Raw genomic sequence first — 23,661 nt, 5'->3', positions numbered from 1 at the left:
AACTTGCTTGGTATTTCTAAAATCAATCACCGCCATAGTATCACGCCTTCACTAAATAAATGACATTAGGCGATGCATTACTAGGTACAAAATTGACCACTTCCACGGTTACACTTGTACCATCTGCGCCTTTAGGGCCTTCTGGGCCTTGTGGTCCTGTCCTTCCATTATTTCCTTTAGGGCCTTGTGGTCCAGGGTCACCTTTTGGTCCCTCGTCTCCTTTTGGTCCAGGTGTTAATTCGATGTTTTTGACTTTGCCGTCCACATAATCCTTATTGACAACATCTAAATCAACATTGATATTCCCTAATACTTTCATTATCCAATCACCGTCACTTTCAATGATTTACTTTCAGCTGGCTTAGACGTACGAATCAATACTGTGTTTTCATCAGTGATTTCCACATCTGTTAGGACCACTGAATAAGGTGATTTTGTTTCCGCAACAGATACCACCACATCTTTAGAATTTAAGTTATGGTTGACTGTGATTTCAGTCGCTACCCCGTCACCAATTTCCTCGCTATACTTACGAGCGACTGCTGATAACTCTTTCAGTTCAGATTTATTGGCTTTAATGAGGTCTTCCAATTCTTTAAGGGTGTCCCCTTCTGAACTCGCTAGACCGACTAAGGATTGGATTTTTTCATCAGTATATTTCTTAGCCCCGTCTAATGCGTTGTCTGATTGACGTTTCCCTTCACCTTTAGGTTCTTTACTTGCTAAGGCTTCACTCAATCCTTCGACTTTTTCTTGACCAATAGTTCCAACCGCATCTTCTGCATTGATTGCTGATAAGATATCTGTCCCAGACATTGACACATTATCAATCATTTCAGTTAGACCATTGATGTTATCTTTATCGATTAATGATTGACTCTTATTGATTGCATCAACTATATTTTTGGCAGAAATATCTTCGTTTAACGTTTGCCAATTTTGACCGTCGTACACTTTGAATTTATTATCTTGCGTATTGAAGTATATCTGACCCACTTGTGGCGCTTCTGGAGCAACAGCAAGGTTTTCGACAAGGGCGTTGATAAGTTGATTATGGTTTAAATCTAAATTGGTTAATAGTTTATGTGACATAATTTATTCTCTCCTTTTTAATTTAAATAAGCGACACCAGAGAATGGGGCTGAAAATTTAACGACTATCTTGCTAGTGCTTATGTAGTGGACATTACCAATGACTAAATTGCCAGAAGTATCTACGATAGTGACCGAAGGATATTTGTTCAGTGAGTGATTAATCTCCCAAATATCACTAGCGACTTGTTGCGTGTGGACATAATTATTAGCAGAAATTTCCAAACGACTTTTTAAATCATCGATAATTAAATCCAATGAATTGCTTTCAATTTCTTCAACCAACGACCCTAACGATGATGCAGTGATGTTTAAATACAATGAGTTGTCACTCGGGAAGATGTATTTATCGTCCACGATGATTTCCAAAATGTACTTAGCTACGGGCAGCACTTTATCAATCATGAACATAATCTCGTTGTTCGACTTCACTGTGGTTTCTGCCGAGTACACCACGGTGTTTTTACGATTCTTCAACACTGCCCGTGCTTTTAATCCTTCTAGTTCCAAGACATCACCACTACCATCACCACAGATATATTTGAGGATGGTCTGGTCTCCTTGTTTCAAATTATTACCTGTATTGACATCATTTAGAATTAATATATTTTGATTCAAACACTGTCACTCCTTTCTATTAAGCTAGCCCAATAGCTAATATATTGACTTTAACGGTTCCAGATAGTGTCTTACTATCGTGTGTCCCAGCCCACCAAAGACTCACACCACTGGTTGTTGGGTTGTAAATAGATACGTTCCCGTTCCAGTTTTGGTAAAGGTTCTGTGAAGGTGTGGTGGCTACTGACCCAAAGGTATATAAGTTAGTCGTGCTAGAAAATGCTTTTGGGAAATTCCATTTACCAGAATAGTAATAACCATTTCCGCCACCAGATAAGGTTGTTTGACCAACACAAATAAGAATATTCCCCATGGTTATAGATAATCCATTCGATGCTGAATCGCCCTTAAAATTAAACGGGTCACTCTTAAATTTCCCAATATCTGCTTCGGTTAATACTTTATATCCATTAGCAATCACATCGGAATTGAACTGGAAATTACCCACATTGGTGTTCAATGTTCCTGGTCCAAGTTCGGACATCTTACCGTTGTTATTGATCAATAAATTACCTGTAGACCGCATACCGCCGTCACCGACTTGGAGCATGTACTTCGAGCTGTTATCGAACATCACACCCACACCAGACCCATGTTTTCCCATGGATAAGGGAACGGACTCTGTCCCTAGAACCGAGTACCCGATGGCGTTGGATACTTTACCAACAATCTTCACTTGAATGTCATAGGCTGATGACGGTTCAAATCCTGTGGACTCTGTATGTTCAATCCTAAAACGTCCATTACTACCTGTAGTCGTTCCACTCGTCAATGTGGACCAGCTTAAATCTCCACGCTTGCGGTACAAGATTGTATATCTCGGTGTGCCGTCCACAGTGGACATATACTCCCCTGTAGCAGATACTTTCATACCTGTTCTACCTTCACGAGAGGCAGAAACAGATAGAACTGATATTGGTTTAGATGCACTAACTTGGAATCTATCTGTATGTTTAGCCGTTAACCCACGGGAATCTGTATAGGTATAGGTGATACTTGCCGTTCCAGCTTCAACGAATTTCCAGTGAGACGGTCCGATATTTTGTAAACCTTGCGAGTTATATCGAACGCTGACATCTTTAGCCCCTCGAGAAGCTTGGACCACTGGCTTTGTTGAAATATAAACTTCTGTGATACCCGCATAATTAATCCCGTTTGATTGGTTAACGTAAGAGTATTTAGGAGGTGATACAAATTCTGGACCGTTGACATTAGTGGCATTAAATGTAAATGACTTACTATCAACCCCTAAAGAGTTTCCATTTAAATAGGTCACCAAGCTAATCGTAGCGTTGATGACCGTGGAATCTTTCATGGCTGATAAGATTTTATTTTGTGAATTTTCGTTTAAACTAATGTCATATTGGATATTTTCTAAATTATATGAGTTATTCCCAGCGTACGACTGCGTACTGTAGACCACATTACCCGCCACATCAATTTCTAGTGAATATGTGGTTCCTTTCATCTTCGTAAACTCAACCGTAAAGGCTGAACTGGTCACATCAACCGAATATGGGACCTTAGTCAATCTCCCACGAGTAATGTTTTCGTCATCCCGAATCCAACCGAGGACCCAACTATTGGTTTTGTCCATTAATGCATATAAAGCAACTCCACCTGTTCCAGGGTCAGAATTGACCACTCGACCAGATGAGTTTGCCCACAAAACATTCTTTATGGGATAATTCCCTGTTTCTTGAATATACCCAGATTGACTGGTATTCTTGGCTGCTGCTCTATCAGAAGACCAATACAATCGCAGTGGTACTTTACCGACCGAATATCGTTCGCCTATTCTTTGCGCCATAAATAACCTCCTATCCTATATATCTAAATACGGTTAACCCTGTTTCAGATTCAATTGTGTGGTTTGGTAGTGTCAACTGATCTTGAATGGTGATGTTCTGCGACACCATGGTATTACCAGTAATATACGTTCCTTTGGTCTCACCGTCTAAGAATTGAATTTCTTCATTGGTTAAACGTAGCTTCGTCTTCGAGTTGGATTTACCAATAGTAAATGAATCATCAAATTTGAAGAAAGTGTCCACATTCTCTGTGGTTTCCTCAACCTTCACCACACGACTTTCTAAATCACTAGCCGAAGCTTCTGTGGATGTAATTCGATTTAATACTTCGTCTGAATGACGAATCAAGAAGTTATCCTTAGTAATATCCACATCGGTTCTAAGGGCTTCAATCTTAGCAATCTCACTAGATATGGTAGTGATCGTATCTGTTAAATCAGACCTATCTGCTTTAAGTTCCAAGGCTTCATTTAAAGTTGCATAAGCTTGAGCAGTAGTGTAGATGCTAGACCCACTGTAAGAATGACTGTTATCTGTATATGTAGTATGCACTCGGGTCCATACATACTTCCCGGATTGCCATTCGGGCTGTGTGGTAGACCAAGACCCACCTGTAGGTGATGTCTTAGACGTAGACAGATAGTATTGCATTTCTACCGTCGTCACTCCACGACCGTCACGTCCAGGTTGTCCAGGGTTACCAGGGGGACCTTGTTGACCGTCCTCACCATCTTGACCTGGTGGTCCAGGAGGTCCTTGTTTACCGTCTGCACCATCTTGACCGTTCTTACCATCTTGACCTTTGACTTTCATCCACTTATATTTACTGTAATCTGTTGAATCTTTAGGGTTACTGTCTGTATAAGTCCCCATGTATTCTTTGCCTTGTGATTGTGAGGTTGAAAAGTCATCTCCTAAAGGCGAGTTTGCCCAAGCCACATGGATATAAGTCGATTTACCGTCTTTTCCAGGGGGACCAGGGGTTCCGTCTGTCCCGTCTTTACCTTGAAGGGACTTTATCCACTCATTTAAACTCCCTTTAAATCCAGCCTCTACGGCTAATTGGTAAGCAGACTTACCTTCGCTAGCGACTTTAACCACCGCTGATGAGTTTGCTAGAACGGTCTCCATTTCATCGTCCATTAATTTAACGATAAAGGTGGCTTCACCTTCTACTAAATCGTCAGCATAGACCATCATAGCGTTTGATTGCTGGAATTTATGAATATCATTCCATCCTTCGTCTAAGCGGTCATCTTCCGTGACGCGTGTCCACAAGAAATTACTGAATTTATCGGTAACTTCTCGTGTTCCTTGATATACTTTGGCGAGTAATTCAGTCGAATCAATCTTCGCTCGTTCGGCTTCTTTCTCGATAAAAGACAATCGGTCGAAAGTCATATTCTTATCCGCATAGATTTTAATCTTCCGTATATTCGATTCAAATCCAACTAGTGGATAGTTAAACTGACCATCTTGATAGATTGGAATCTGTTCCGTCAATACGACTTTTCCTAAACTGTCTAAGAATTCGACTTTAAATTCTGGTATGTCCAGTTGGTTTAAATCCACGGGAGCTAGTGGGTTAGGCACATCACTACCCTGTGGGTTATCATCGAATGAATCGGGTGTAGGTATCTCTTCGGGTTCCTTTAAATCATCTGCCACCTTGATTTCTTGACTATTATTGACTATATGCTTATCGTTTAATTTACCAGAAAATCTAAAATCATTATCTGTCTTAGATGCACTGTAGAGTTCAATTACTTTAGACCCTGTGGATACCGTGACATCTTCTGTATCTCCTTGAATTAATTCAGTTTCAAAGTCTGATGTTGACCCAGATAAGATTAAACCGTTAGACGGTTCTATTTGAATCTCAAACGGTTCTCCTTTGTAGAATTTCTCTAGTAAATGTCTACGGGTATTATTCAATTCTTGCTGAATAGCAATAATATCTTCTTTAGACTGTGGAAACAGTTCTTTAACGTTCCCAATCGTCACTGTGTTATTACCTTCATCCGTTTCAGATGTCGTAATTTCTAAGACACGGGCTTCAATCGCTAACGGTGGGTTGAATTCATGGTCAATAAAAACACCCACATCACCAATGGATACAGTGTCTGGTAGTTCTTTTAAACTCACCGTATACTGTACCGCTGGACGTGAGTGCTCTCGCATGTAAGCCAGTCCTTGTTTCATGATTTCTTTCTTATCTTCTGAATCTACGGTCAGAATCTTTTCAATCCACAAAACTGGACCATTTTTAGGTTTGAAAGCAAATTGGTCGTTTAAGGTCTTGTTATAGATAACAGATTCTCCACTTGGAGATGTGAATATATCGTCTTCATATTCCATATCCTTGATGTCCCAATTGTTTTCCACCTTAACTTCCGTATCGGGTGGAATGGTTTCAGTCGCTCCACCTTCTAAAGCAATACGGTCGTACTGGGTTAAATCGTATTGTTCAATGATTCTTATAAGCTTACCAGGATAAGCATTATCGGTAGCATATCCCGCATTCTTTAATTCTTGGGCTGCCGTTCGGTAGTTTGTTTCACCGACAACTTTACGGTAGTTATTCCGTCGCCAGTCTGTTTCAGTGAAGAAAGCCCCATGTTGCTCTACAGAATCATTCCAACTTGAATATACTCGAAAGTCGGCATTAATCCAGTAATAACCTTTAGAAGCAGACCATTCTTGGGTCGGCATATTTACCGTAGGTCCAGACCAGTCACTACTTGCTTTAATACCAAACAAATTATAGTTAGGTGCTTTAGCTAACTTAGACCCTCCCCAACCAGATTCTAAACACGCTTGGGATATGGAGATAGAAGGTAATACTTTAAATTTTTGCCAACCAGCTATCGCTCCGTCTTTAATTTGATTAATAAAATCTTGATTTGACATGTTAGCCTCCTCTCACTCGGTAGTATCCGTTCACATTGGTAATAGATTTCTGCGTAATCGTCCCCAAAGCGGGTGTGGCTGCATGGACAATACCAGCTCCCGAACTTGGAGCGCCTAATAACACAGCTACATGTCCGCCACTATGTTGAATGACTAAGTCACCCCTACGTGCTTCTGCCGCTGATATTCTATAGAAAGGAGATTGTTGGGCAGCGATGGTTCGAGTCGTACACCTGTGATTGATTGTAAACCCAGCATATCGATAAGCCTCATATACCATACCCGAGCAGTCCCAACCATTAATAGAGGTACCACCCCAAACATAAGGTGTCTTACCCACGCGAGATAAGCATCGTTGAACAGCTGTTTCTATCTTATTACTAGGTTGATTGCTACTTGATGATTGACCGTCTGAATTGACCAATTGCGCATGACGATTAACCAGTCTGAAACAATATATCGGACTACCCGCACGTCCCTCAACTTGAGTACGAGTAATACCATTGTCACGGTAGTTACAATGGATAATTTGGGAGTTGTTTAAAAACACCCCAGTATGACCATTTGCTCCAGCCGAAGCCGCTCCTCTACCACCAGATAAGAATATATCTCCTCTACGAGCTTGTGACCGACTGATTTCCACCATTAGTTTAGAAGACCCTATATCGTTCCACAGACTCACCGTGGACCCTAGGTAGTTTATGTTCGGTTTGAATCCAGCGTAGAAGAGGGCTGAATACACGGCACTGGAACAATCGTAACTGCTTGGACCACTTCTGGCATTCATTGAATATCTGACTTTACCTTCACGATCCGTAAACCATTTAATCAGTTTATCAATCATGGTATCGTGGACCGTTTTACCATTCCCAGTTGGATTGGCTGTAGTAGCTCGTGTACCTGGAACAACATCCATATCTACAACAGCTATCTTCTTATTTTCTACCTTTAAAGTGGCTGGGTTATCCGAGCTACGAGCGTAGCGGTTTTTCTTCCCAGTATCGTTGACGTTATATCCAAATGATTTTATCGTCCCCCACATAATATTCTTGAAAGTAGCTTGGTTGTTTTCAAAACTTGGTGAATACTTGTTTAAGAAATCCTTATAAGTGACTTGTCCACTATCAATATAATTAAACCGTACCAGTTTAAACCACGCACCCAAAGATTGTTCAATCGTCTGTGGGTCAATCCAGTTACGGTCTCCAGCATATTTCTTACCGAAGGGCGACCCGCTGGTCCACATGATACATCCGAAGTTATATCGTCCACCACATGGATTCCGACCAAAGGTAGTTTCTTTAGCAATGACCCCCAAAAAGGCACCGACTGCCACACCAAAGTAGTCAGCATAATCTTTAATCTTTCGTCCATAACCGATTAATGGGGAATCTGGGTAGTAATTCTTTAAGAAGTTATCTATATATTCTCCCGTAACATAAGGTGGGTCTTGAGCATCCATTCTAAACCGATTGACTTCATCTAAATTCCATCCAGTCGTTGTTAACCGAGTGGCTCCGCTAGACTTGCTATGGTCATATAACTTAGCTGTTCCTTGACCATACATCATAATTGTTGACGTTGATTTAGGACGTGTGGAAACTCCTGTTTGTTTTTCTGGTTCCTTACCTTCAACAATTAGCTTGGTAACAATGTTATCAATGTTGGTCTTCCGTTTGATTTCTTCGATACAATCATCACTCGATAATCTAAACCCTTCTTCACCTTCAAGACGTTTCTTTACGAAATGAATCCTAAAGTCTGGATTTCCAGGTGTGGTGAATAAGGTTTCAAAATAGAATTCAACTTCAAACGCTTCTGCTATCTCTTTTAACCGAGTCATCAAGTTTGAATGACTGGAGAAGTTTAACTTAACATCTTTGGTGGACTCATTCTTACCTAGTTTCCAACCTGTTTCACTTAATGATTCAGTCAAGTAGTATTCCAGTTTTTGTGGTATTTCTGGTTCGTCCATCTTATGGGCTACCTTGTTAATTAAGTTGATAGAAGCATCTTCCATATAGATGTTCTTAGTCAATCGTGTTTCGTCCACATTCATGATAGTTCCTAAGATTCTGACCCCTTGACGGTTGATGAAGGTAATATAATTCCCCTCTTTCACATATTTGTGTTGAGGGGAATCTTTATGTATCGTCATTTCTAACGTATATATACCACCTTCGATAGATGTGGATAGTTTGTCATTTGAAAAATGAATGCCTTCTTCCAGATTATTATCGATAAAAGCCAGTCGTTTAAAGTCATTGTCTAATATTTCTATATGGTGCATATTTATCTAAACCTTTCTTTAAACTCTACTGTTGCTTTCGGTAAACTTGCCCATGAGTTAGTTGTCATTTCTAACTCACTCGGTCCATATCCTAAATTGAAGAATCTAGAATCCACATCGATTAAACCTTGGAAGGTTAGACCGTTGTGTAATACCTCACCTGTCGCATGATTGACGACCAACTTATCACCTTTAGCAAAGGTATTCTTAACCTTAGCAAATCTGTCTCCTTGGTTTAATTTATAAACCACCACTGATGTTAAGTTAGCCCGACTGAATGGCTTGGTATCTTCCCAAGTTCCTCCAGCAATGAAAACCTTCGAAGGTTTCAAAGTGGATAACTTAGGTGAATAGTGATTGAATATCTTAACCTTCTGGTAGTCATTGTTATACTGTCTGACTGTCTTACCAACACCAGAACGATTTGACGTTAAGTCACTTTCACTCATCCAGTAAACCGAAACCCCTTGATACGTAATTAGTCTTAACTCACGACCTCGAACGGTTTTCTTAGTGCTAATTTTGTGAGGACGTCCGCGTGTAAATGATTTAATTGGGTAAGGATTCCCTAAGTGATCGTAAGCCGTCCTGGCTGAATTCTTAATGTAGACAGTATCGCCTGTTGAAAATCGTTCGACTGTACTCCCTGTTGTATAGGAACTTTGAGACCGACCAGAATCAAAGACCCACTGGTAATTATCATCTTCCTTCTTCATTTGAATGGCTCCGTCAATCCCTTGTGGGAATTTAGCGGTATTGATGATTTTGGACCGATAGCCTGTTGTAAAATCATTGACCTTAGCGGTCACGGTAACCTCGTTGGAGTTACCTAACACGTTATAGATTGAAGTCGTCACAATTGGCTTATTGTTTTGGTCCATAATGACAATCAAATACATTCCTGTATTACTGGTTTTACCAGATCTATCTTCAAAGGTTACCCTTGATTGCAATTTAAAGTTCTTTAAATTATGTACTTCTGCTTCAATTGAATCCATATCTTTAACATACCCAAAGCAATTCCAATAAGCACCTGGCTTAGGATTGGTAGCACGAGTCAATCGTGTCCCCCACTGATCAAACGATGGTTTACCTGTGGTTAGAGACAGTTTTTGATAATCTGGAATCCACAGACCAGACCCGTGAGAATCAGAAGAAATCGGCATCCAATCAGCCATATCGGCTTGGTGCATTTCTTCGTTCATCACCCGTTGTTGTTCGGGTAATTCGATAAAGGTTTTCTGTTCTTTATCCCCCAAAGACATATAGCCATTTGGTCCCACGATTCCTAAATATCCAGCTTCTGATGTGAAATCAACTGTAAATTTAGGTATAGCTGGGGCTGTTCCGTTGTTCATCACTTCGGCAGTACCAAAGCTATCGAATTCAAACTTCTTAGTCCCTTCTGTACTTAACCAGTAAGAGCTATCAGACGTGAATTCCAATTCAACCAAAGCATTTGAATTTCTAGACGATACTTCAATCGGTCCTTCAAACTTAGCCATTAAATACCGTCCTGGTTGGTCACTTATAATCAAGGGTCTTGCTTCGTCGGTGAAAAGAATCATATTCAAATGGTCTAGGTTGTACTGTATATCCCGTTTGATAACCGCATTAAATCGAACAATTAAACCTTCGCCTTTTTTAGCAATATATGGGAAAGCATCTAATACCGTACAGTAATCAGTGATTTCAAATCCGTCATACGTTACTTTCAAATATCCCAACTAAACAACACCCCCTCTAATACGTTTGTTTCTGTTAGTTGATAAATCGTCTAAATATTTAATGTGTGGTAGTAATACGCTAGCGACCATTTGCCCGTCAATATTCACACTACCTTCACTATCCGATAGTGTTCGAATAAGCCCAGCAATCGTCGCTAGCCATTCAACCACTTCGTCATTTCCAGATGAAGCCGCGTTAATACGGTCACCAATCACAGATAAGTTCTTCTTGTTCAATGGAAGAATAGCTTCGGGTCCAGCTTCTCCACCGCCTAGAAGTTGACCTCCATTTTGACCGAAGATAGTCGGCATCGTCATAATCCCACCTTTGGCAAACCATTCAATCCCAAAAGTAGGGACCCGTAGTGGTTTAAGGCTAAATCCTCCCTTTACAGTAATGCGAGGGAGGTCAAGTTTAGGCAAAGACCACTTAAAGTCCATTATGCTCTTGAATTTTTTCACCGCATTCTTAACCGCATTAACTGCGCCTTTCATCTTATCGCTAATAGCATTTTTAACATTTTGGAATACCGAACGGGCCTTGTTCAATACCCCTTGGAAATGTTGACCAATGTCTGTTTTCATTTGACTAGCGCCGTTGGCTATATTCGTCCATATGGTTGCGACCCATGATCCAAAGTTGGAGAAGGCACCCATGAGTGTCCCAACTAAACTTTGGACACCAGAAACCACTGCAGTCCAACTAGCTTGAATATGTGCAACCAAACCACTTATCATCTGTTGGATGAAACTACAGAAGCTATTCCATATTCCAGAAAACCACTCTACGATTGATTGCCAGTTCATGATGACCGCTATGATTGCAGCGACTCCAGCTACTACCGCAGCAACGACTAATCCCACGGGAGTTAGTATCATCCCTATAGCAGTGGATATAGCACCGATAGTCACCAGAAGCGGACCTATAGCTGCGACTATAAGACCAATGGTAACAATCACTTTCTGCATTTCTGGGGATAACGTTTTGAACGCACCTACCCATTCAGCGACCTTTCGAATCATGGGTGTTATGATGGGCAGCAAAATATTCCCAATATCAGTGGCTAAATTCTTTAATTCAGTGGTTAACTGTTTCCAAGACCCACTTGCTCCATTTGCCTCACGCGCCGCTTGACCTTGAGCATCCGCTGCCTGTTCTGTAATTAAAGCTAAAGCAGTCGCTTGTTTTTCTTGAAGTGTGAGTTCTCGTGTTCCATCTGAAAGTCCTAACTCTAAAGCTTTCTGTTTGATGGTTGCTTCATTGACCGCCATACCATAATTATCCAGCATAGAGTAGTTACCTTTTAAAGCACCCGTTAAAGCTTGTACGGCTGATTCAGTGGAACCACCAAACATAGCAGATAGGTCACCAGCCAATTGGGTTAAAGATTGAGATTGCTTTGCCGCTTGTTCTTCGGTTAACCCACCAATGTTCTTTAGCATCGCCCCCATTGTGTTTGAGTATTCTAAGGCTTCACCTTTAGCGATACCATAGTAAGAAGGCATGGAGTTCGCCCATTCTTTCATTGTTCCAGCTGAATTTTTAAATACTTGATCCGTAGCACCTAAAGCATCTTGATAATCTGCCGCCATTTTAAAACTAGCGGTACCAGCTGCAGCAATCGGAGCAGTGACTTTAGTCGTTAACTCCTTACCCATGCTACCGACTTTACTACCAAACTCTTTAAACTTCCCACTGGTTTCTTGCATCTTCGCACCGAATGACCCTTGGGCTTGTTCAGCTTCTTTTAACTGTTGAGTATAGTGTTCTAACTTGCTTTCAGTCTCCACAATCTCGCGTTGATACGCACGGTACTGTTCTTCACCAATATCTCCATTGGCATATTGTGCTTCAACTTGTTGTTGAGCATCTTTTAACCTTTTTAGTTTATCAGCCGTATTCTGGACTTGATTGGATAGAAGTTCTTGCTTTTGAGCCAGTAACTCTGTATTGGTTGGGTTAAATTTGAGACCCTTATTAACGTCTCTTAATTCCTTATTTGTATCACGAGCAGCATCGTTAACATCTTTAAGAGCATTTTTCAATCCTGTGGATTTACCATCAACTTCAATTGTAATTCCTTTTATATTTCCAGCCATTTAATCACCCCCATATGTCTAGAATGCATCAAAGTCTGCTTGACTTGCTTTACGTGTCTCGCTAGACCCCTCGTGTAGTTCAAGCATGTAATCGATGGATGACCCTATCGTGAAATACTCCAAATCTTTAACAGATAGACCAGATTTAGAACATATTTCAAGATACTTATCTAAAGTCATTATCTCGGTTCCATTGCTTTTTGCGTCTGACGCTTTTTTCCTTTCATCAACCCTTCAATCATTTGAATAATTGGTGGTGTAATTTCATCCAAAGGTAGAGCATCAAACTGTTCTAACCAATTTTCTAGAGGTGGTAAATCTTTCTTTCCAGCCTTTGCAAATATCCACAACATCCGATAGAACATGTTCATATCCACATGAGATAAGTCTTCATAGGACATTTGAGAGAAGTCGCTAGATTCTGACATCATCGCATCAAATGACTTAGCAAATTTCATAGCATCTGCAAAGAAGTCCACACTAAAATAGTTTTTATACATTAAAGGCACACCTGCATGTGCCTTTAAGTAGATTTGTTTACCGTCAATTTCAATGAGTTTTTCCATGTCTAAACTCCTGTCACAGTGTCTGCAGTCTTAGGTTCATACACCTTTTTAAACCACGCTTCGTAAACTTCGTCCGTAGTGTTTTCATTTGTTTTACGTTTAATCACATCGTCTGTTTCCCGCGGTAAGGCTCTAAAGGTCAATTCTGTGGTATTGGGTTCCCCAGAATCCTTAGTACTAGATGCAACCGTTGGACGATTAGCTACACACGAATACAAGACGTGTCGAACGTTGTGTTGATCCCCAGCAAATTGGAACATTAAAGCAAAGTTCTTAGACAGTGCTGTTGATTTTTCTTCAACCACACCGTCTTCATTGATTGTTTCACCCAAGCAATCTTGTTTGAATTCATCTGGCACCAATGCAAACGTCATAGTACCTTCATACCCTTGGTTGTTTTGAGTTGCGTAATAAGTGGTGTCGTCTGCCTTAAATTCCAGTAAGTCCCCAGAAGGTTCGAGTGATAGTTCAACAGACCCTGGGATTGGTTTAACTTCCCCGTATTGACCTTTGGCAGTCATCACGGCATAGTGAGCATTTCGTAGCCCGAATTCGACTTTATTCTTTCGTTTCTCCGCCATTCAATATACCTCCTAAATAGTATATGGTTTCCATCATATCTTCTGAATCAATGTATAATTCAGCTTTCTCATAATTAATCTGCGCATCAAAAAAGACTTGCTCTAGTTGCTGTTCTAGATACAAGTCTTTTTTATCTGTATATAATTCAACGACAATCTGTAAAAATTCACAGTAGTTCTGGTCATCAGCCAGAAAGGGTATTGTCTCGTCAATAAAGTAAATTAAAAACGGAGTCGGTATCTCTTGACCCCGTTTAAACGTTCGATACGCTATTGGAATATCTAATGTCTTTAATACTTGTTTAAACTCATCAAGCTTCAACCTAAACCCCCTTTCTTAATCTGTCGTTTCACTTCTTCTTCATAATCTTTCTTAACCCGTTCTTCCACAGAAGCGATATGTGGAAAAGCTCGAGTGCGACCGCCATCACGGGTGGCATGTCCAAACTCGAGTAGGTGCGTAAGTTGGTAGTGTTTCTTGTTTCTGATAATTTGTTTATCTTTCTGTTTCTGAACACCCCAACTACGAGCATACTTTCCACCGTTTCTTTTTCGTTTAGGTGACGTTTTCTTCAATTCTTTAGCTCCAGATAAAGCAATCTTTCGAGCCGCTTCATCTAATGCTTTTTCAACATCAGTAGTGTAATCAGATAAAGCTTGAGCAATATCACTATCTAGATTAATACTCATCAATATCACCTATACCCAAAGTACATTTGAGTTCCAATTCTTCTGAATTTAGTTGATAGGTTTCAAATACTTTCATTAATTCACCCTCATATCGAACATAAGGTTGTCCATCATATTCATACGGATGAACAATAAATAGATTGATCGTTCGTATCCCACTTTGACGGGCTGAATAATATTCACTCCGTGGTATTTCTCGCTTACGGCACATGACAATGGTTGAATATTCTTCTTCAACTTGGTTACCGATAGAATCTTCCACATAGTCCATTTCAATCAGTTCTACATCATCGTTCCACATGGTTTTCACCTCGCTGATATTCAATCAGCAGATTATGAAGTCTGAATTGCAAATCCCTCGGCATGGCACCCGATGTATTCATATACCGCCATTGAGCAAAGTCTACTAAAAACATCAAGTGATCACTTTGATTCTCAATATCTAAAGTCACACCGTAGTTCTTAGTGAGTTCAGACTCACAACTGGTTAGGACTTGTTGTAGATAGGTATCACGTCTACGAGTAGTGATTCCCAATCGATACTTTAATAGTTCAAGTGGTTGCATGTTACTTCACCGCTTCAATTAAAGGCTTCCCAATCTTATTCTTGTCTGTGGATAATTCTTCAATCCGTGCCTTTGCTACCCTCCGCTTAGTGGCTGGGAAGGTATCCCCAGGCATATATACACGCCCATCGGGATTGGAGGCATTAATATCCTCCAAGTCCCTAAAAGCGTGAATGACTGTATAGGTCATGTAATCACTCCTTAGTAAGATTATACTCCAGCGACTGTTTCGCCCGCATCTGGTGTATAAGTGAAATAGAATCCAGCATCTGGGTCAGTTACTTTGACTTGGAAACGAGAGAATCCAGCTAAAATTTGACCGTAGATGTGATGTTCAATCCAACGGGCAGTGGCTTGCTTACGATCAAACAATGTAACGGCTGTCTTTAAGTTACCGTAGAAACCAACTAAGTCTCCCTCTTTCTTTCCAATGACTTCATCGTCAAGAATTTCTACGGGCTTACCAAATAGTGATTTACCAGATTCCGCTTTAATATCTTGTTGGAGTAGATAACGTCCTTCTTTATCTTTCAAGGTATCTAAGGCATTGAATAGAGAAGAAGATATAATCCAACGTCCACCGCCATTGTACACTTGTTTAATATCCACATTCTTTAACTTCTTGAGTCCGTCTGCTCCTTGAACAGTCTTCGCTTCCATACCTTGGATAGCCTTAGCAATTTGAGCATTCTTTGTATTCAATTCTTGGATACGAATGGAATCAGCGATTAAACCAACCACGTCGTATTCAGCATCATCAATCATTTCTTGAGAGATTGGAATTTCACCACGGTAAGTTTCTACCTTGAAATCCGCATCTTCAAAGGTTGGTGCCTTTAATTCTGGGTTTTCTTCCAATTCCTTCACAGAAATCATAGTGCCTTCGGCACGTTTGATGATTGGGTAAGTACCAGTAGGACGGTTAACTTTAACAGTGTTGATGTATTTAGCTAAGTCAATTTCTTCGTAAGGTTCTTCCAATTTTGGTTGGAGGATATTTTGAGGAATTAAAGCACCACCCTCAACTGTTGTAAATTTATCCCGTTGTTCTACATTTTTACCACGGTTACGGACGTAAGCTTCAATTCCATTTCTTTGTTCTTGAATAGTATTCTCCATGCGTTTAGCTCCTTCTTTTTCTTGCTTAGGTTGTTTTTTGTTACTTTCTTCCAATTCAGTTTCTAAATCTGCCAATTCAGCATCAACTTTTTCTTTGAGTTCCTTCTTGGCATTCAATTCTTTCTCATATTCTTCGATTGATTTTTCTACGACGGCTAATTCTTCGTCATTCTTAGCATCAGCAATAGCTTCTTCAAATTCTTTTGATTTCTCGTTAATTTCTTGAATATCTTCTTCAAGACTGCGGACTTCGCTCCGCTTATGTTTGATTTTTGCTGCTAAAATCAATGGGTTAGACATTCTTTAATCTCTCCTTTAATTTATTCTTTTCAACATTCAGTTTTTGCTTCCGATACGCTTCCACGTCCTTTTTACGGGCATGGGCTTCTGTACTTGGATAGGCTGGGAAAGTGACAATGGACACTTCGATTAAGTCCATATCTCGAACGGTTACCTTTACCCCGTCTTCACGTTCTTCATAATCTTGTTGTGTGGGAACAAACCCGAAACTACAAGCATTAATATCTCCTCTACGGACACGACTATAGACTGCCATGGCTTGGGAGTCTTCTTCATTAATCCGAACACTACCATATAGACCTTGGTCATCTTTAGTTAAGGTCAACGTGTTGTTCCCTGTTCTGCCCAAGACAAAACCGTCATCGTGATTAAATAAACAACGAATATCTCCGTCATTTAAGCTACGATCAATACTTTCTGGGGCTATTTCTTCAAACAGATTATCGCCTAATTGAGTTTCATCATTAAATTTAATGAAATACGCATCTAAGAATTTATGATTGTCAGTTTCTCGTACTCTAAATTCAGCGGTATGAAATGCTTTCCTATTTTCCAATTAATCACCCCCTTTTATTTTTTCTTGGTCACCAAGTTTTTCTTGTGGAATGTAGTTTTCCAACACAATCAGTTCTTCCATTTCTTCGTCTGGGTTCAAACCAATCCAGTCTCGCAGTTCGTTTCTTCTCATGGCATTCACATTCACCATGCTGACCCCAGCTGTGACTAAGTCATTGAGATTGTAAGCATATAAACTCCGTGGATTTAATTTGAAATACCACTCGGGTTTTAGAAGAATATCCCGTGTCAGTGTTTGAGCAATAATTTGAGCGATTCCCATAATTCTGGTATCGATAAAATTGTTATATTCCAAACGATTAAATTCGCCTACACCCAAGAAATAAGGTGGGACTTGCAGTAATCCAGCCAATGTTCGTTTATCAATCTCCACAGAATCGTTTAAGGCAATGTCATTTAACGATAGTGGTCGAATCTGCTCGACTTCCAGTAAATCCGCTGGAATAATCCAAGGTTCATTGGATTTATCGCTATCCAGATACTTCTCTTTCACCCGTTCACGACCTTCACGGCTGGCTACTTCCTCATTTAGGGCATCGACCTTAACGATTAGGTTCGGCATGTATTGCCCACGCATAAAATCATTCTTAGTACGTGTCGCTTGATTTAAATTGTTAGCAATATCCTTTAATTCAAAGCGATATGACCGACCAAACCAAGGATTGGATGGGTCTGGATTTAACACAAAGTGAATCAGTTCGTCCATGTGATATTTACTATCCTTATAGTCTACATAGATACCCTTATTGTCTTCATGCCAACTAATTTGACCCATATCCAAAGGCACTAAATCTTTAATGAGTAAGCTTTCTTCGTCTACAGATATATGAACAAGTGAATTTCCGTCACCATACAGTAGTAAGTCGCTGACAATCTTGTAAATCCATGTCTTACGGGTCATCCCTGTACATGGTTCGATGTCAATCTTCCTGGATAGTTCATTCTTAACTCGTACATCGCCTTTTTCTCCGTTTTCCATTAAGTGAATAGTCATATTACTAACCAAATCAGCAATCTTATCCACGGCGATACGCACATCTGGATTATCAGATAAGCGTGTATAGTTCGGTACATCTTCGAAATACCCCGCTTTAGATAAAGTTGTAATAGCTGGTGTGGTCTGTGATGGTGTGTGCCAAGAAGACCGTTTGAATAATTTGTCTAAAATTCCCATATATTGTCACCCCCTTTACTTTCGATTTAGCCAGTTAGATACAGACACTTGACGAGTCATATCATCTAACATTTGAACAGATGCAAAGACACTCGCATCAAACAAGTCAATCCGAGCCGAGCCAGATTTTCCATCAACTTTTTCATATTGAATCATGTCGTCGGTTTTTTCGATCGCTCGCACGTTCTGAACACAGTATTCAAAGGCTTGATTATGGACGTAATAGAATTCTTTATTCTTCACTTTATTTTCAATCCGTCTAAACCCTTCGGACTTCTTATAGAAGTACTGTGGTTGGTCTACTACTCTAAATTTGGCTTTCATCATCCCGTTATAGAATTCACGTCCAAACTTCTTATCAAACCCAATTTGTTTGATATTAAATCCTTTCTTCCGCATCTCAATAAACCATTTGATAATATCGTCATACAGAACTGTTGGTGTGTTTGACATGGTCAATACACCATCGTCTTGCCAACCAAATAATGGAATATTATCTTCATCCGCTTTCTTATACGCACTAGCAATCGGGAAGAAAGCATGGGAGATGCAAATATCAATTTCTTTACCCTTATGTTTATATTGACCACATAAGGCAGCTGCGGTTAAGTCGTGTAATTTCGATAAATCCGCCCCGCCATACCATTGAATATCCAACTTCGCTAAATCTTCCATAGACCAGTTAAACTCGCTGTCAGAGGCCCTAAATTCGTCGATATTAAAGTATGCACGCATGGCACTGGTATATATATTTAAAGACTTCGCTAGGAAATCCTTCCGTTGTTGTGGGTCGTTTTGAGCTTGTAAAGAATCATTTTCCATATCTTCTGGACGTATGGTCACCCCATAATTAGGATTTGCCCGTTCGTGTTGTGTAGGGTCCGTAAAGTCCACAGATCCATCTTCGTTTTCATCTGCCTTAGCAATAAACACAAAATACTGTTCATCAGTCACCGTTCTATCTAAGACTTTTTGACAATATTTAAGCCGGTTATAACAGAACGAATTCATGTTATCCCCGGCTGTGGTTATTCCTATCATTAATTTGTTTGTATAAGCTTTCATCGCTTCTTTGATGATGTTGTATTGCTTTGGTGTTTTATAGGCATGGATTTCATCCGATATACCAATATTACAGTTCAGCGAGTCTTGAGCATCTGGGTTGGCAGCTAAGGCTTGGATGAACATCGAGCCACTGCCCAAATCTCCACGTATAGAATGTTCCTGGTTATTATCACGAATACGGAAGTTATTAATCTCTCCCATTTCTTCTATATTGTATTTGATAAATTCAAACGACTGCATGGCTTGTTTTAACGCAGCCCCCACAATATATATCGTTGACCCAGATTCGTGTTCCAATAACCCCAGACCCCACGCTAGAGCCGAGACGAAACGGGTCTTTCCATTCTTCCGTGGTAGGAAGATGAAGACTTCCTTGTACCGTCTAACATCCGTACCTTTCAAAAAGAATCCTAGGATGTTATAGATGATGAACTTTTGCCAAGGTTCTAAGATGAATGGTTTCCCACGCAGAGGAGTCCCATCTAGCTTTTCGCCACGATCGTGAACGAAGGTCTTTTCAATCACCTGTATGACAAATTCTGCATCTTTCTTACGAAAATCATAGTCTTTATTTTTTAAATCATCCAAGAAACGTTGACATGATTGTATCGTCTCTCGATTTGCTAACTTATCTCCACTGACCACTGATTGTGCGTACTCTTCCACAATCTTAAAGTTATCAGCCAAACTTGCTTAGCACATCAGCAAGAGATGATTTATTAGGTGCTTCCACAATGGTATTTTGGTTCGATTTAGGATTAAGACATAATCTGTCAGAGTACGTGATGATGTCTTTTCTCAACTGTTCCATGGTAGAAACAATGGCTGATTTCTTCATGCTACCCGTCCCAGTGGGGACTTCGTATTGCTCGCCACCGTCTTTGAAGTCTTTGACGGCTTTAAAGTATTGCTCGCAGATGTCGCTATAGACATCAATAATCTGGTCATACTCTTCTTTGTATGTGCCAAGCTGTTTCATATCCCGAATGGTGTTCTTTTTGATGGTATTTTTGGTCGTAGCTACTTTTGCCATAGTGTCACCCCTTTCTGATGTTTCACAAAATGTTTCACAGTAGCAAAGATGTAAATGTTTCACAAAAAAGTTTCACAGAATTCGCTGGAGAGGGAAAGAATCCCCTCACCTCGGTGTCCCCATGACCCAAAAAATAATTTTAAGGTGGGGGGGATTGCTTGAAAAAATTTTCAAAATCATTTTTAAATTTATTTTGTAATGCGATCCCCTCACCAATAATCTGATTAGTATAACGGTCATGCATTGCGTTGTGCTTGGTATGAGATACACTGACCAGGTTCCAGTTCTGTAACGCTAGCTCTGGGTAGTCTTCTAATGGATAGATATGATGAACGGTGTTAGCTGTTTCATTCTTCCCGTACCGCTTACTGACTTGGCACTGATACTTATCTCTTCGAAGTATCGCTTGTCGCTTACGCTTCCACTTCTTCGACTCATAAAAAGGGTTCGTCATCCTCTGCCTCCTCGTCCATTTCAAAGCGATAGCAGGTATCCAGTTCCACATCTAAGGCTGAATCTTCTCTACCCAATTCGTAAGCTTCAATGATTAATTCCACAATCTCTTTTGGTTTGAACATATGTTCTCTCTTTCTCTTTAATAGTTAGGTCTATTCCCTAGTCAAGATACATGATGGACCACCTTATCCTTTCTGTTTGGATTTAAGAATAAGCAAGTAACATCACCACCTTTTATTTTAAAAAAGCTTTACACGTATAATGATACGTGTTATAATGTAATCAGAAAGGAGATAAGAAATGGATTCAAGAAAAGTAATAAAATTGCTTAAGAAAGATGGATGGTATAAAGTGGGTACAACTGGAAGTCATAACCACTTCAAACATCCCACAAAGAAAGGAAAAGTAACTGTCCCTCATCCTAAGAAGGATATTCCAGAAGGAACACTAAATAGCATTCTTAAACAAGCGGGTCTTAAATGACCCGTGGATGCTAACCATTTCTTATCTCAATCAATGATTAAGGAGTTGTTAATATGTATTTATACTACGCAATCTTCTCAAAAGAAGGACACCAATATAATGTCAGTTTTCCCGATTTAGACGGTGCTTTTACATGCGGAGACGATATGAACGATGCTTTATACATGGCTAAAGATTTACTTGAAGGTTGGTTATTAGTAGCAGAAAATGAAGGTGATGAAATACCTCCAGCTTCTGAACCAGAATCTATTCAAACAGAAAAAGGCGATCTAATCGTTCCTATCCAAGCAGATTTAAAATTAGCTAGAGAAAAACATGAATCTAAGTTGATTAAGAAAACGTTGACCATACCGCAATATTTAAACGATATAGCTGTTTCATATAACGTTAATTTTTCCCAAACTTTAACGGAAGCCCTAAAAGACAAACTAGGAGTCTAGTCTTCACTAGGCTTCTTTTTTTGCATAATAAAAGCACCCGGTTAAGGGTGCTAAGGGAGGAAGAGTGTCCAGGTATTTAATATTTAATTAGGCAATGTTGTTATGAATCGTACTCAATATTTTAATACCTTTTTAGGACAATACCATAATACCATATTATCTACTGACATGGAATGACACCTAAACTTTTAAATTCTTGTAAAGCATTCCCATGAATGCGATAGATATGTCGTTCATCATACCCCATCATTTCAGCTACTTTCTTCCACGAGAATCCCATCAAGTATCTGTACCGTAACACTCGTCTGTACTCTGGTGTGTGCATCTCATCAATCTGTGAGGATATTTGAATCTTTAAGTTTAAGAGTTCGTCACTCTTTTGCTGAATCTTAATGGAGAAGTCAATCAGACTTAGATACGTATCTTCCACAGTTCTAACCTGTGAAGATTGGACATTCACATCTTTCAGTTTAGATACTCGTAGTGTATTGCTATTTAGTAGAATCCGCTCATTAATGAGGTCTTTAACTTCATCTTCCATCCAAAATAATTGTTGTAGATATTCCTTGACTTCCATCCACACACTCCTTATTCAGACTGTTCTTCAAATTCATAAATCAATTTAATAATCTCTTCTCGACTTACTGGTTGCAGTTGATGCGTAGTGTGGTGTGTCGTTTGCTTGATAATCCATTGGTCACCATGTTTTTCGATTGTTAGCATCAGACTCGTCCCCTCAATTCTTTCCCGCATTTACTACACTTAATTATATAATAATTTTTATCCAATTTGTTGATGATTTTGCTTTCTGTAAAGCGATGTTTACAGAATAATTGTTTAATCAACTTTATCATAATCACCTTCCATTTCCATAATCGTTAAGACGGCATAGTTTGCCAAATCATAGAGTGTATCCAGAACACTCTCATTTGCCACCTGTGGGTCTTTATCATATAAGTTGGATAATCTATTCATTTTATCCCACAACCTCACTAAGGCAGCAATTTGACCGAATTTTTGATACGTCTGACTAAATGAGTTCCCATAGTCACCCTTCTTTGTGATATAGGTTTGGTGCATCTTGTCCAATATCTCCCGATGTCTAGTTAATCCGCTCATAGTAATACTCCTCAATCGTTTCTTATGAAACGTTCCAATAGTTAGCTAAAGCCCTTCTTAACAACTTGCTAGGTTTAGACTTTGCTTTAAGGAATCGGTGTAGCGTTTGACCCGACACCCCGATTTCTTTAGCAAATTGGTAAATAAATAATCCATTGAATTTCATTTCATCCTCAACTAAATTGTGAAGTAATCTTCCACCTTGGTGATTATGATTACGGTGCATAGCCATGGTCTCAACATCCACATCTAGGTTTTCGCCCAATTTATTATTAAAGAAAACTCCTGTCTTCTCATCTTTGGAGTAAATATAAATCAAAGGTTGACGTGACCCCTTGACTTTATATTTATTCCCAACTTTAAACCGTGAATCAATCATTCTTCTAATTCAGCCAATCTGTCGGGTCTAAATCCACTCCAGGCATCATCCAAGGTATCGACTGCCACCACTGGCATGGACCCGAATCCATACAACTTCAATTCTTCAATCACTTCTGGATGGTCCTTGATATTTATTTCTTCAAACTCTATCCCCTTATCTTCTAGATATTTCTTAGTAAAGTTGCATTGCATGCAATTTGGTTTTGAATATACTGTTATCATAAAATAATCCTCTCCTTTCGATTATTTATTTATTCCACCCTGAATAGGTACTTTTTAATTCTATTTCTACCAATTTTATTGATGGCTTTTTCAACTTCTTCAGCTGTGTCAAAGTAATAGTCGCCATAGACACACCTGCAATTTAACAAGCAGTTAACCGCTAAATCATCCTTTTCATTAAGGAAAAACCCCCAATTATCTCCACCCTCTACAAACGGTCTACCCATTTTCTCCAACTCTCGTAACACTTTTAAACGCTCTGCCTCAAATTTGGCTTCTTCTTTTGTTTTGAAAATAGCGTTATTTTTTAACGCTTTTTTGTCGCAAACATCTCCACTCCACG

Annotated in this window: 31 protein-coding genes; 2 read left to right on the top strand and 29 right to left on the bottom strand. The window is 39.6% G+C overall.

The genetic code is table 11. From position 1 onward, the window contains the following. Window positions 1-40 precede the first annotated feature (40 nt). The 23 genes from G396_RS11610 to G396_RS11495 all read right to left on the bottom strand — a co-directional run bounded on the left by G396_RS11610 (window position 41) and on the right by G396_RS11495 (window position 20,795). The gene (locus tag G396_RS11610) at window positions 41-319 is read right to left on the bottom strand and encodes a collagen-like protein (RefSeq protein WP_028125607.1); all 279 of its coding nucleotides are present in this window, start codon (window positions 317-319) and stop codon (window positions 41-43) included. Further along, window positions 319-1,092 (bottom strand): hypothetical protein, encoded by a 774-nt coding sequence (locus tag G396_RS0107670; RefSeq protein ID WP_034907841.1) that lies wholly within the window; start codon window positions 1,090-1,092, stop codon window positions 319-321. The genes G396_RS11610 and G396_RS0107670 overlap by 1 nt, the downstream gene beginning before the upstream one ends. A 17-nt stretch (window positions 1,093-1,109) precedes the next feature. Continuing rightward, window positions 1,110-1,709 (bottom strand): RES family NAD+ phosphorylase, encoded by a 600-nt coding sequence (locus G396_RS11025; protein WP_051221223.1) that lies wholly within the window; start codon window positions 1,707-1,709, stop codon window positions 1,110-1,112. Between the two features lie 19 nt (window positions 1,710-1,728). Next, window positions 1,729-3,519, bottom strand: a complete 1,791-nt coding sequence (locus G396_RS0107660; RefSeq protein ID WP_028125605.1) for a hypothetical protein — start codon at window positions 3,517-3,519, stop codon at window positions 1,729-1,731. 10 nt (window positions 3,520-3,529) lie between these two features. Then, window positions 3,530-6,430 (bottom strand): glucosaminidase domain-containing protein, encoded by a 2,901-nt coding sequence (locus G396_RS11020; RefSeq protein WP_051221221.1) that lies wholly within the window; start codon window positions 6,428-6,430, stop codon window positions 3,530-3,532. Between the two features lies 1 nt (window position 6,431). Next, entirely contained in the window at window positions 6,432-8,720 is a 2,289-nt protein-coding gene (locus G396_RS11015; RefSeq protein WP_051221219.1) for a phage tail spike protein, read from the bottom strand. Window positions 8,721-8,722: 2 nt separating this feature from the next. Continuing rightward, window positions 8,723-10,447 (bottom strand): distal tail protein Dit, encoded by a 1,725-nt coding sequence (locus G396_RS0107640; RefSeq protein WP_028125604.1) that lies wholly within the window; start codon window positions 10,445-10,447, stop codon window positions 8,723-8,725. Beyond that, window positions 10,448-12,547: a phage tail tape measure protein gene (locus G396_RS10510; protein WP_051221217.1), complete on the bottom strand. Its 2,100-nt coding sequence runs from the start codon at window positions 12,545-12,547 to the stop codon at window positions 10,448-10,450. A gap of 18 nt (window positions 12,548-12,565) precedes the next feature. Further along, window positions 12,566-12,727, bottom strand: coding sequence for a hypothetical protein (locus G396_RS11500; RefSeq protein ID WP_155857436.1), 162 nt, complete (start codon window positions 12,725-12,727; stop codon window positions 12,566-12,568). Then, window positions 12,727-13,113, bottom strand: coding sequence for a hypothetical protein (locus G396_RS0107625; RefSeq protein WP_028125603.1), 387 nt, complete (start codon window positions 13,111-13,113; stop codon window positions 12,727-12,729). The genes G396_RS11500 and G396_RS0107625 overlap by 1 nt, the downstream gene beginning before the upstream one ends. 2 nt (window positions 13,114-13,115) lie before the next feature. Beyond that, a complete protein-coding gene (locus tag G396_RS0107620; RefSeq protein ID WP_028125602.1) occupies window positions 13,116-13,694 on the bottom strand; it encodes a major tail protein in 579 nt (192 codons plus the stop codon). Further along, a complete protein-coding gene (locus G396_RS10505) occupies window positions 13,672-14,016 on the bottom strand; it encodes a hypothetical protein (RefSeq protein ID WP_051221215.1) in 345 nt (114 codons plus the stop codon). The genes G396_RS0107620 and G396_RS10505 overlap by 23 nt, the downstream gene beginning before the upstream one ends. Beyond that, the gene (locus tag G396_RS0107610; protein WP_034907838.1) at window positions 14,013-14,384 is read right to left on the bottom strand and encodes an HK97 gp10 family phage protein; all 372 of its coding nucleotides are present in this window, start codon (window positions 14,382-14,384) and stop codon (window positions 14,013-14,015) included. Before G396_RS0107610 ends, G396_RS10505 begins: the two co-directional genes overlap by 4 nt. Beyond that, window positions 14,374-14,685 (bottom strand): phage head closure protein, encoded by a 312-nt coding sequence (locus G396_RS0107605; protein ID WP_034907837.1) that lies wholly within the window; start codon window positions 14,683-14,685, stop codon window positions 14,374-14,376. The genes G396_RS0107610 and G396_RS0107605 overlap by 11 nt, the downstream gene beginning before the upstream one ends. Then, window positions 14,672-14,950 (bottom strand): hypothetical protein, encoded by a 279-nt coding sequence (locus G396_RS0107600; RefSeq protein WP_028125599.1) that lies wholly within the window; start codon window positions 14,948-14,950, stop codon window positions 14,672-14,674. Before G396_RS0107600 ends, G396_RS0107605 begins: the two co-directional genes overlap by 14 nt. A gap of 1 nt (window position 14,951) precedes the next feature. Beyond that, complete coding sequence (locus tag G396_RS0107595) at window positions 14,952-15,140, bottom strand: hypothetical protein (RefSeq protein WP_028125598.1); 189 nt, start codon at window positions 15,138-15,140, stop codon at window positions 14,952-14,954. A 20-nt stretch (window positions 15,141-15,160) separates the two neighbouring features. Continuing rightward, window positions 15,161-16,369 (bottom strand): phage major capsid protein, encoded by a 1,209-nt coding sequence (locus tag G396_RS0107590; protein WP_028125597.1) that lies wholly within the window; start codon window positions 16,367-16,369, stop codon window positions 15,161-15,163. Beyond that, window positions 16,362-16,925 carry an HK97 family phage prohead protease gene (locus tag G396_RS0107585; RefSeq protein ID WP_028125596.1) on the bottom strand — a complete coding sequence of 188 codons (564 nt, stop codon included), beginning with the start codon at window positions 16,923-16,925 and terminating at the stop codon, window positions 16,362-16,364. Before G396_RS0107585 ends, G396_RS0107590 begins: the two co-directional genes overlap by 8 nt. Then, window positions 16,926-18,119 carry a phage portal protein gene (locus G396_RS0107580; RefSeq protein WP_028125595.1) on the bottom strand — a complete coding sequence of 398 codons (1,194 nt, stop codon included), beginning with the start codon at window positions 18,117-18,119 and terminating at the stop codon, window positions 16,926-16,928. Window positions 18,120-18,134: 15 nt separating this feature from the next. Continuing rightward, window positions 18,135-19,850, bottom strand: coding sequence for a terminase large subunit (locus G396_RS0107575; RefSeq protein ID WP_248623921.1), 1,716 nt, complete (start codon window positions 19,848-19,850; stop codon window positions 18,135-18,137). Between the two features lie 13 nt (window positions 19,851-19,863). Continuing rightward, complete coding sequence (locus G396_RS0107570) at window positions 19,864-20,217, bottom strand: P27 family phage terminase small subunit (protein WP_028125593.1); 354 nt, start codon at window positions 20,215-20,217, stop codon at window positions 19,864-19,866. Window positions 20,218-20,356: 139 nt separating this feature from the next. Next, window positions 20,357-20,671: an HNH endonuclease gene (locus G396_RS10500; RefSeq protein WP_034907834.1), complete on the bottom strand. Its 315-nt coding sequence runs from the start codon at window positions 20,669-20,671 to the stop codon at window positions 20,357-20,359. Beyond that, window positions 20,652-20,795 carry a hypothetical protein gene (locus G396_RS11495; RefSeq protein ID WP_155857435.1) on the bottom strand — a complete coding sequence of 48 codons (144 nt, stop codon included), beginning with the start codon at window positions 20,793-20,795 and terminating at the stop codon, window positions 20,652-20,654. Before G396_RS11495 ends, G396_RS10500 begins: the two co-directional genes overlap by 20 nt. Before the next feature lie 178 nt (window positions 20,796-20,973). Here G396_RS11495 and G396_RS0107555 point away from each other — a divergent pair, with 178 nt between their 5' ends. Beyond that, window positions 20,974-21,156, top strand: coding sequence for a type II toxin-antitoxin system HicA family toxin (locus G396_RS0107555; protein WP_028125592.1), 183 nt, complete (start codon window positions 20,974-20,976; stop codon window positions 21,154-21,156). A 53-nt stretch (window positions 21,157-21,209) separates the two neighbouring features. After that, on the top strand, window positions 21,210-21,596 hold the full coding sequence (locus G396_RS0107550) for a type II toxin-antitoxin system HicB family antitoxin (protein WP_028125591.1): 387 nt from the start codon (window positions 21,210-21,212) through the stop codon (window positions 21,594-21,596). A 160-nt stretch (window positions 21,597-21,756) separates the two neighbouring features. On the opposite strand, the gene G396_RS11010 is transcribed toward G396_RS0107550, so the two are convergent. The 6 genes from G396_RS11010 to G396_RS11605 all read right to left on the bottom strand — a co-directional run. Then, a complete protein-coding gene (locus tag G396_RS11010) occupies window positions 21,757-22,173 on the bottom strand; it encodes a DUF1492 domain-containing protein (RefSeq protein ID WP_051221210.1) in 417 nt (138 codons plus the stop codon). A gap of 11 nt (window positions 22,174-22,184) precedes the next feature. Next, complete coding sequence (locus G396_RS11970; RefSeq protein ID WP_282705435.1) at window positions 22,185-22,319, bottom strand: hypothetical protein; 135 nt, start codon at window positions 22,317-22,319, stop codon at window positions 22,185-22,187. 114 nt (window positions 22,320-22,433) lie between these two features. Then, window positions 22,434-22,715, bottom strand: a complete 282-nt coding sequence (locus G396_RS0107530) for a nucleotide modification associated domain-containing protein (protein ID WP_028125590.1) — start codon at window positions 22,713-22,715, stop codon at window positions 22,434-22,436. Between the two features lie 22 nt (window positions 22,716-22,737). Beyond that, on the bottom strand, window positions 22,738-23,094 hold the full coding sequence (locus tag G396_RS0107525) for a helix-turn-helix domain-containing protein (protein WP_028125589.1): 357 nt from the start codon (window positions 23,092-23,094) through the stop codon (window positions 22,738-22,740). Continuing rightward, on the bottom strand, window positions 23,091-23,318 hold the full coding sequence (gene nrdH, locus G396_RS0107520; RefSeq protein WP_028125588.1) for a glutaredoxin-like protein NrdH: 228 nt from the start codon (window positions 23,316-23,318) through the stop codon (window positions 23,091-23,093). Before nrdH ends, G396_RS0107525 begins: the two co-directional genes overlap by 4 nt. A gap of 29 nt (window positions 23,319-23,347) precedes the next feature. Continuing rightward, a partial coding sequence (locus tag G396_RS11605; protein WP_028125587.1) for a hypothetical protein occupies window positions 23,348-23,661 on the bottom strand: 314 nt, incomplete at its 5' end.

It is taken from the genome of Eremococcus coleocola DSM 15696 (genome assembly GCF_000428865.1).
GTDB lineage: Bacteria > Bacillota > Bacilli > Lactobacillales > Aerococcaceae > Eremococcus > Eremococcus coleocola.
This window is presented reverse-complemented; position numbering and strand designations above follow the sequence as displayed.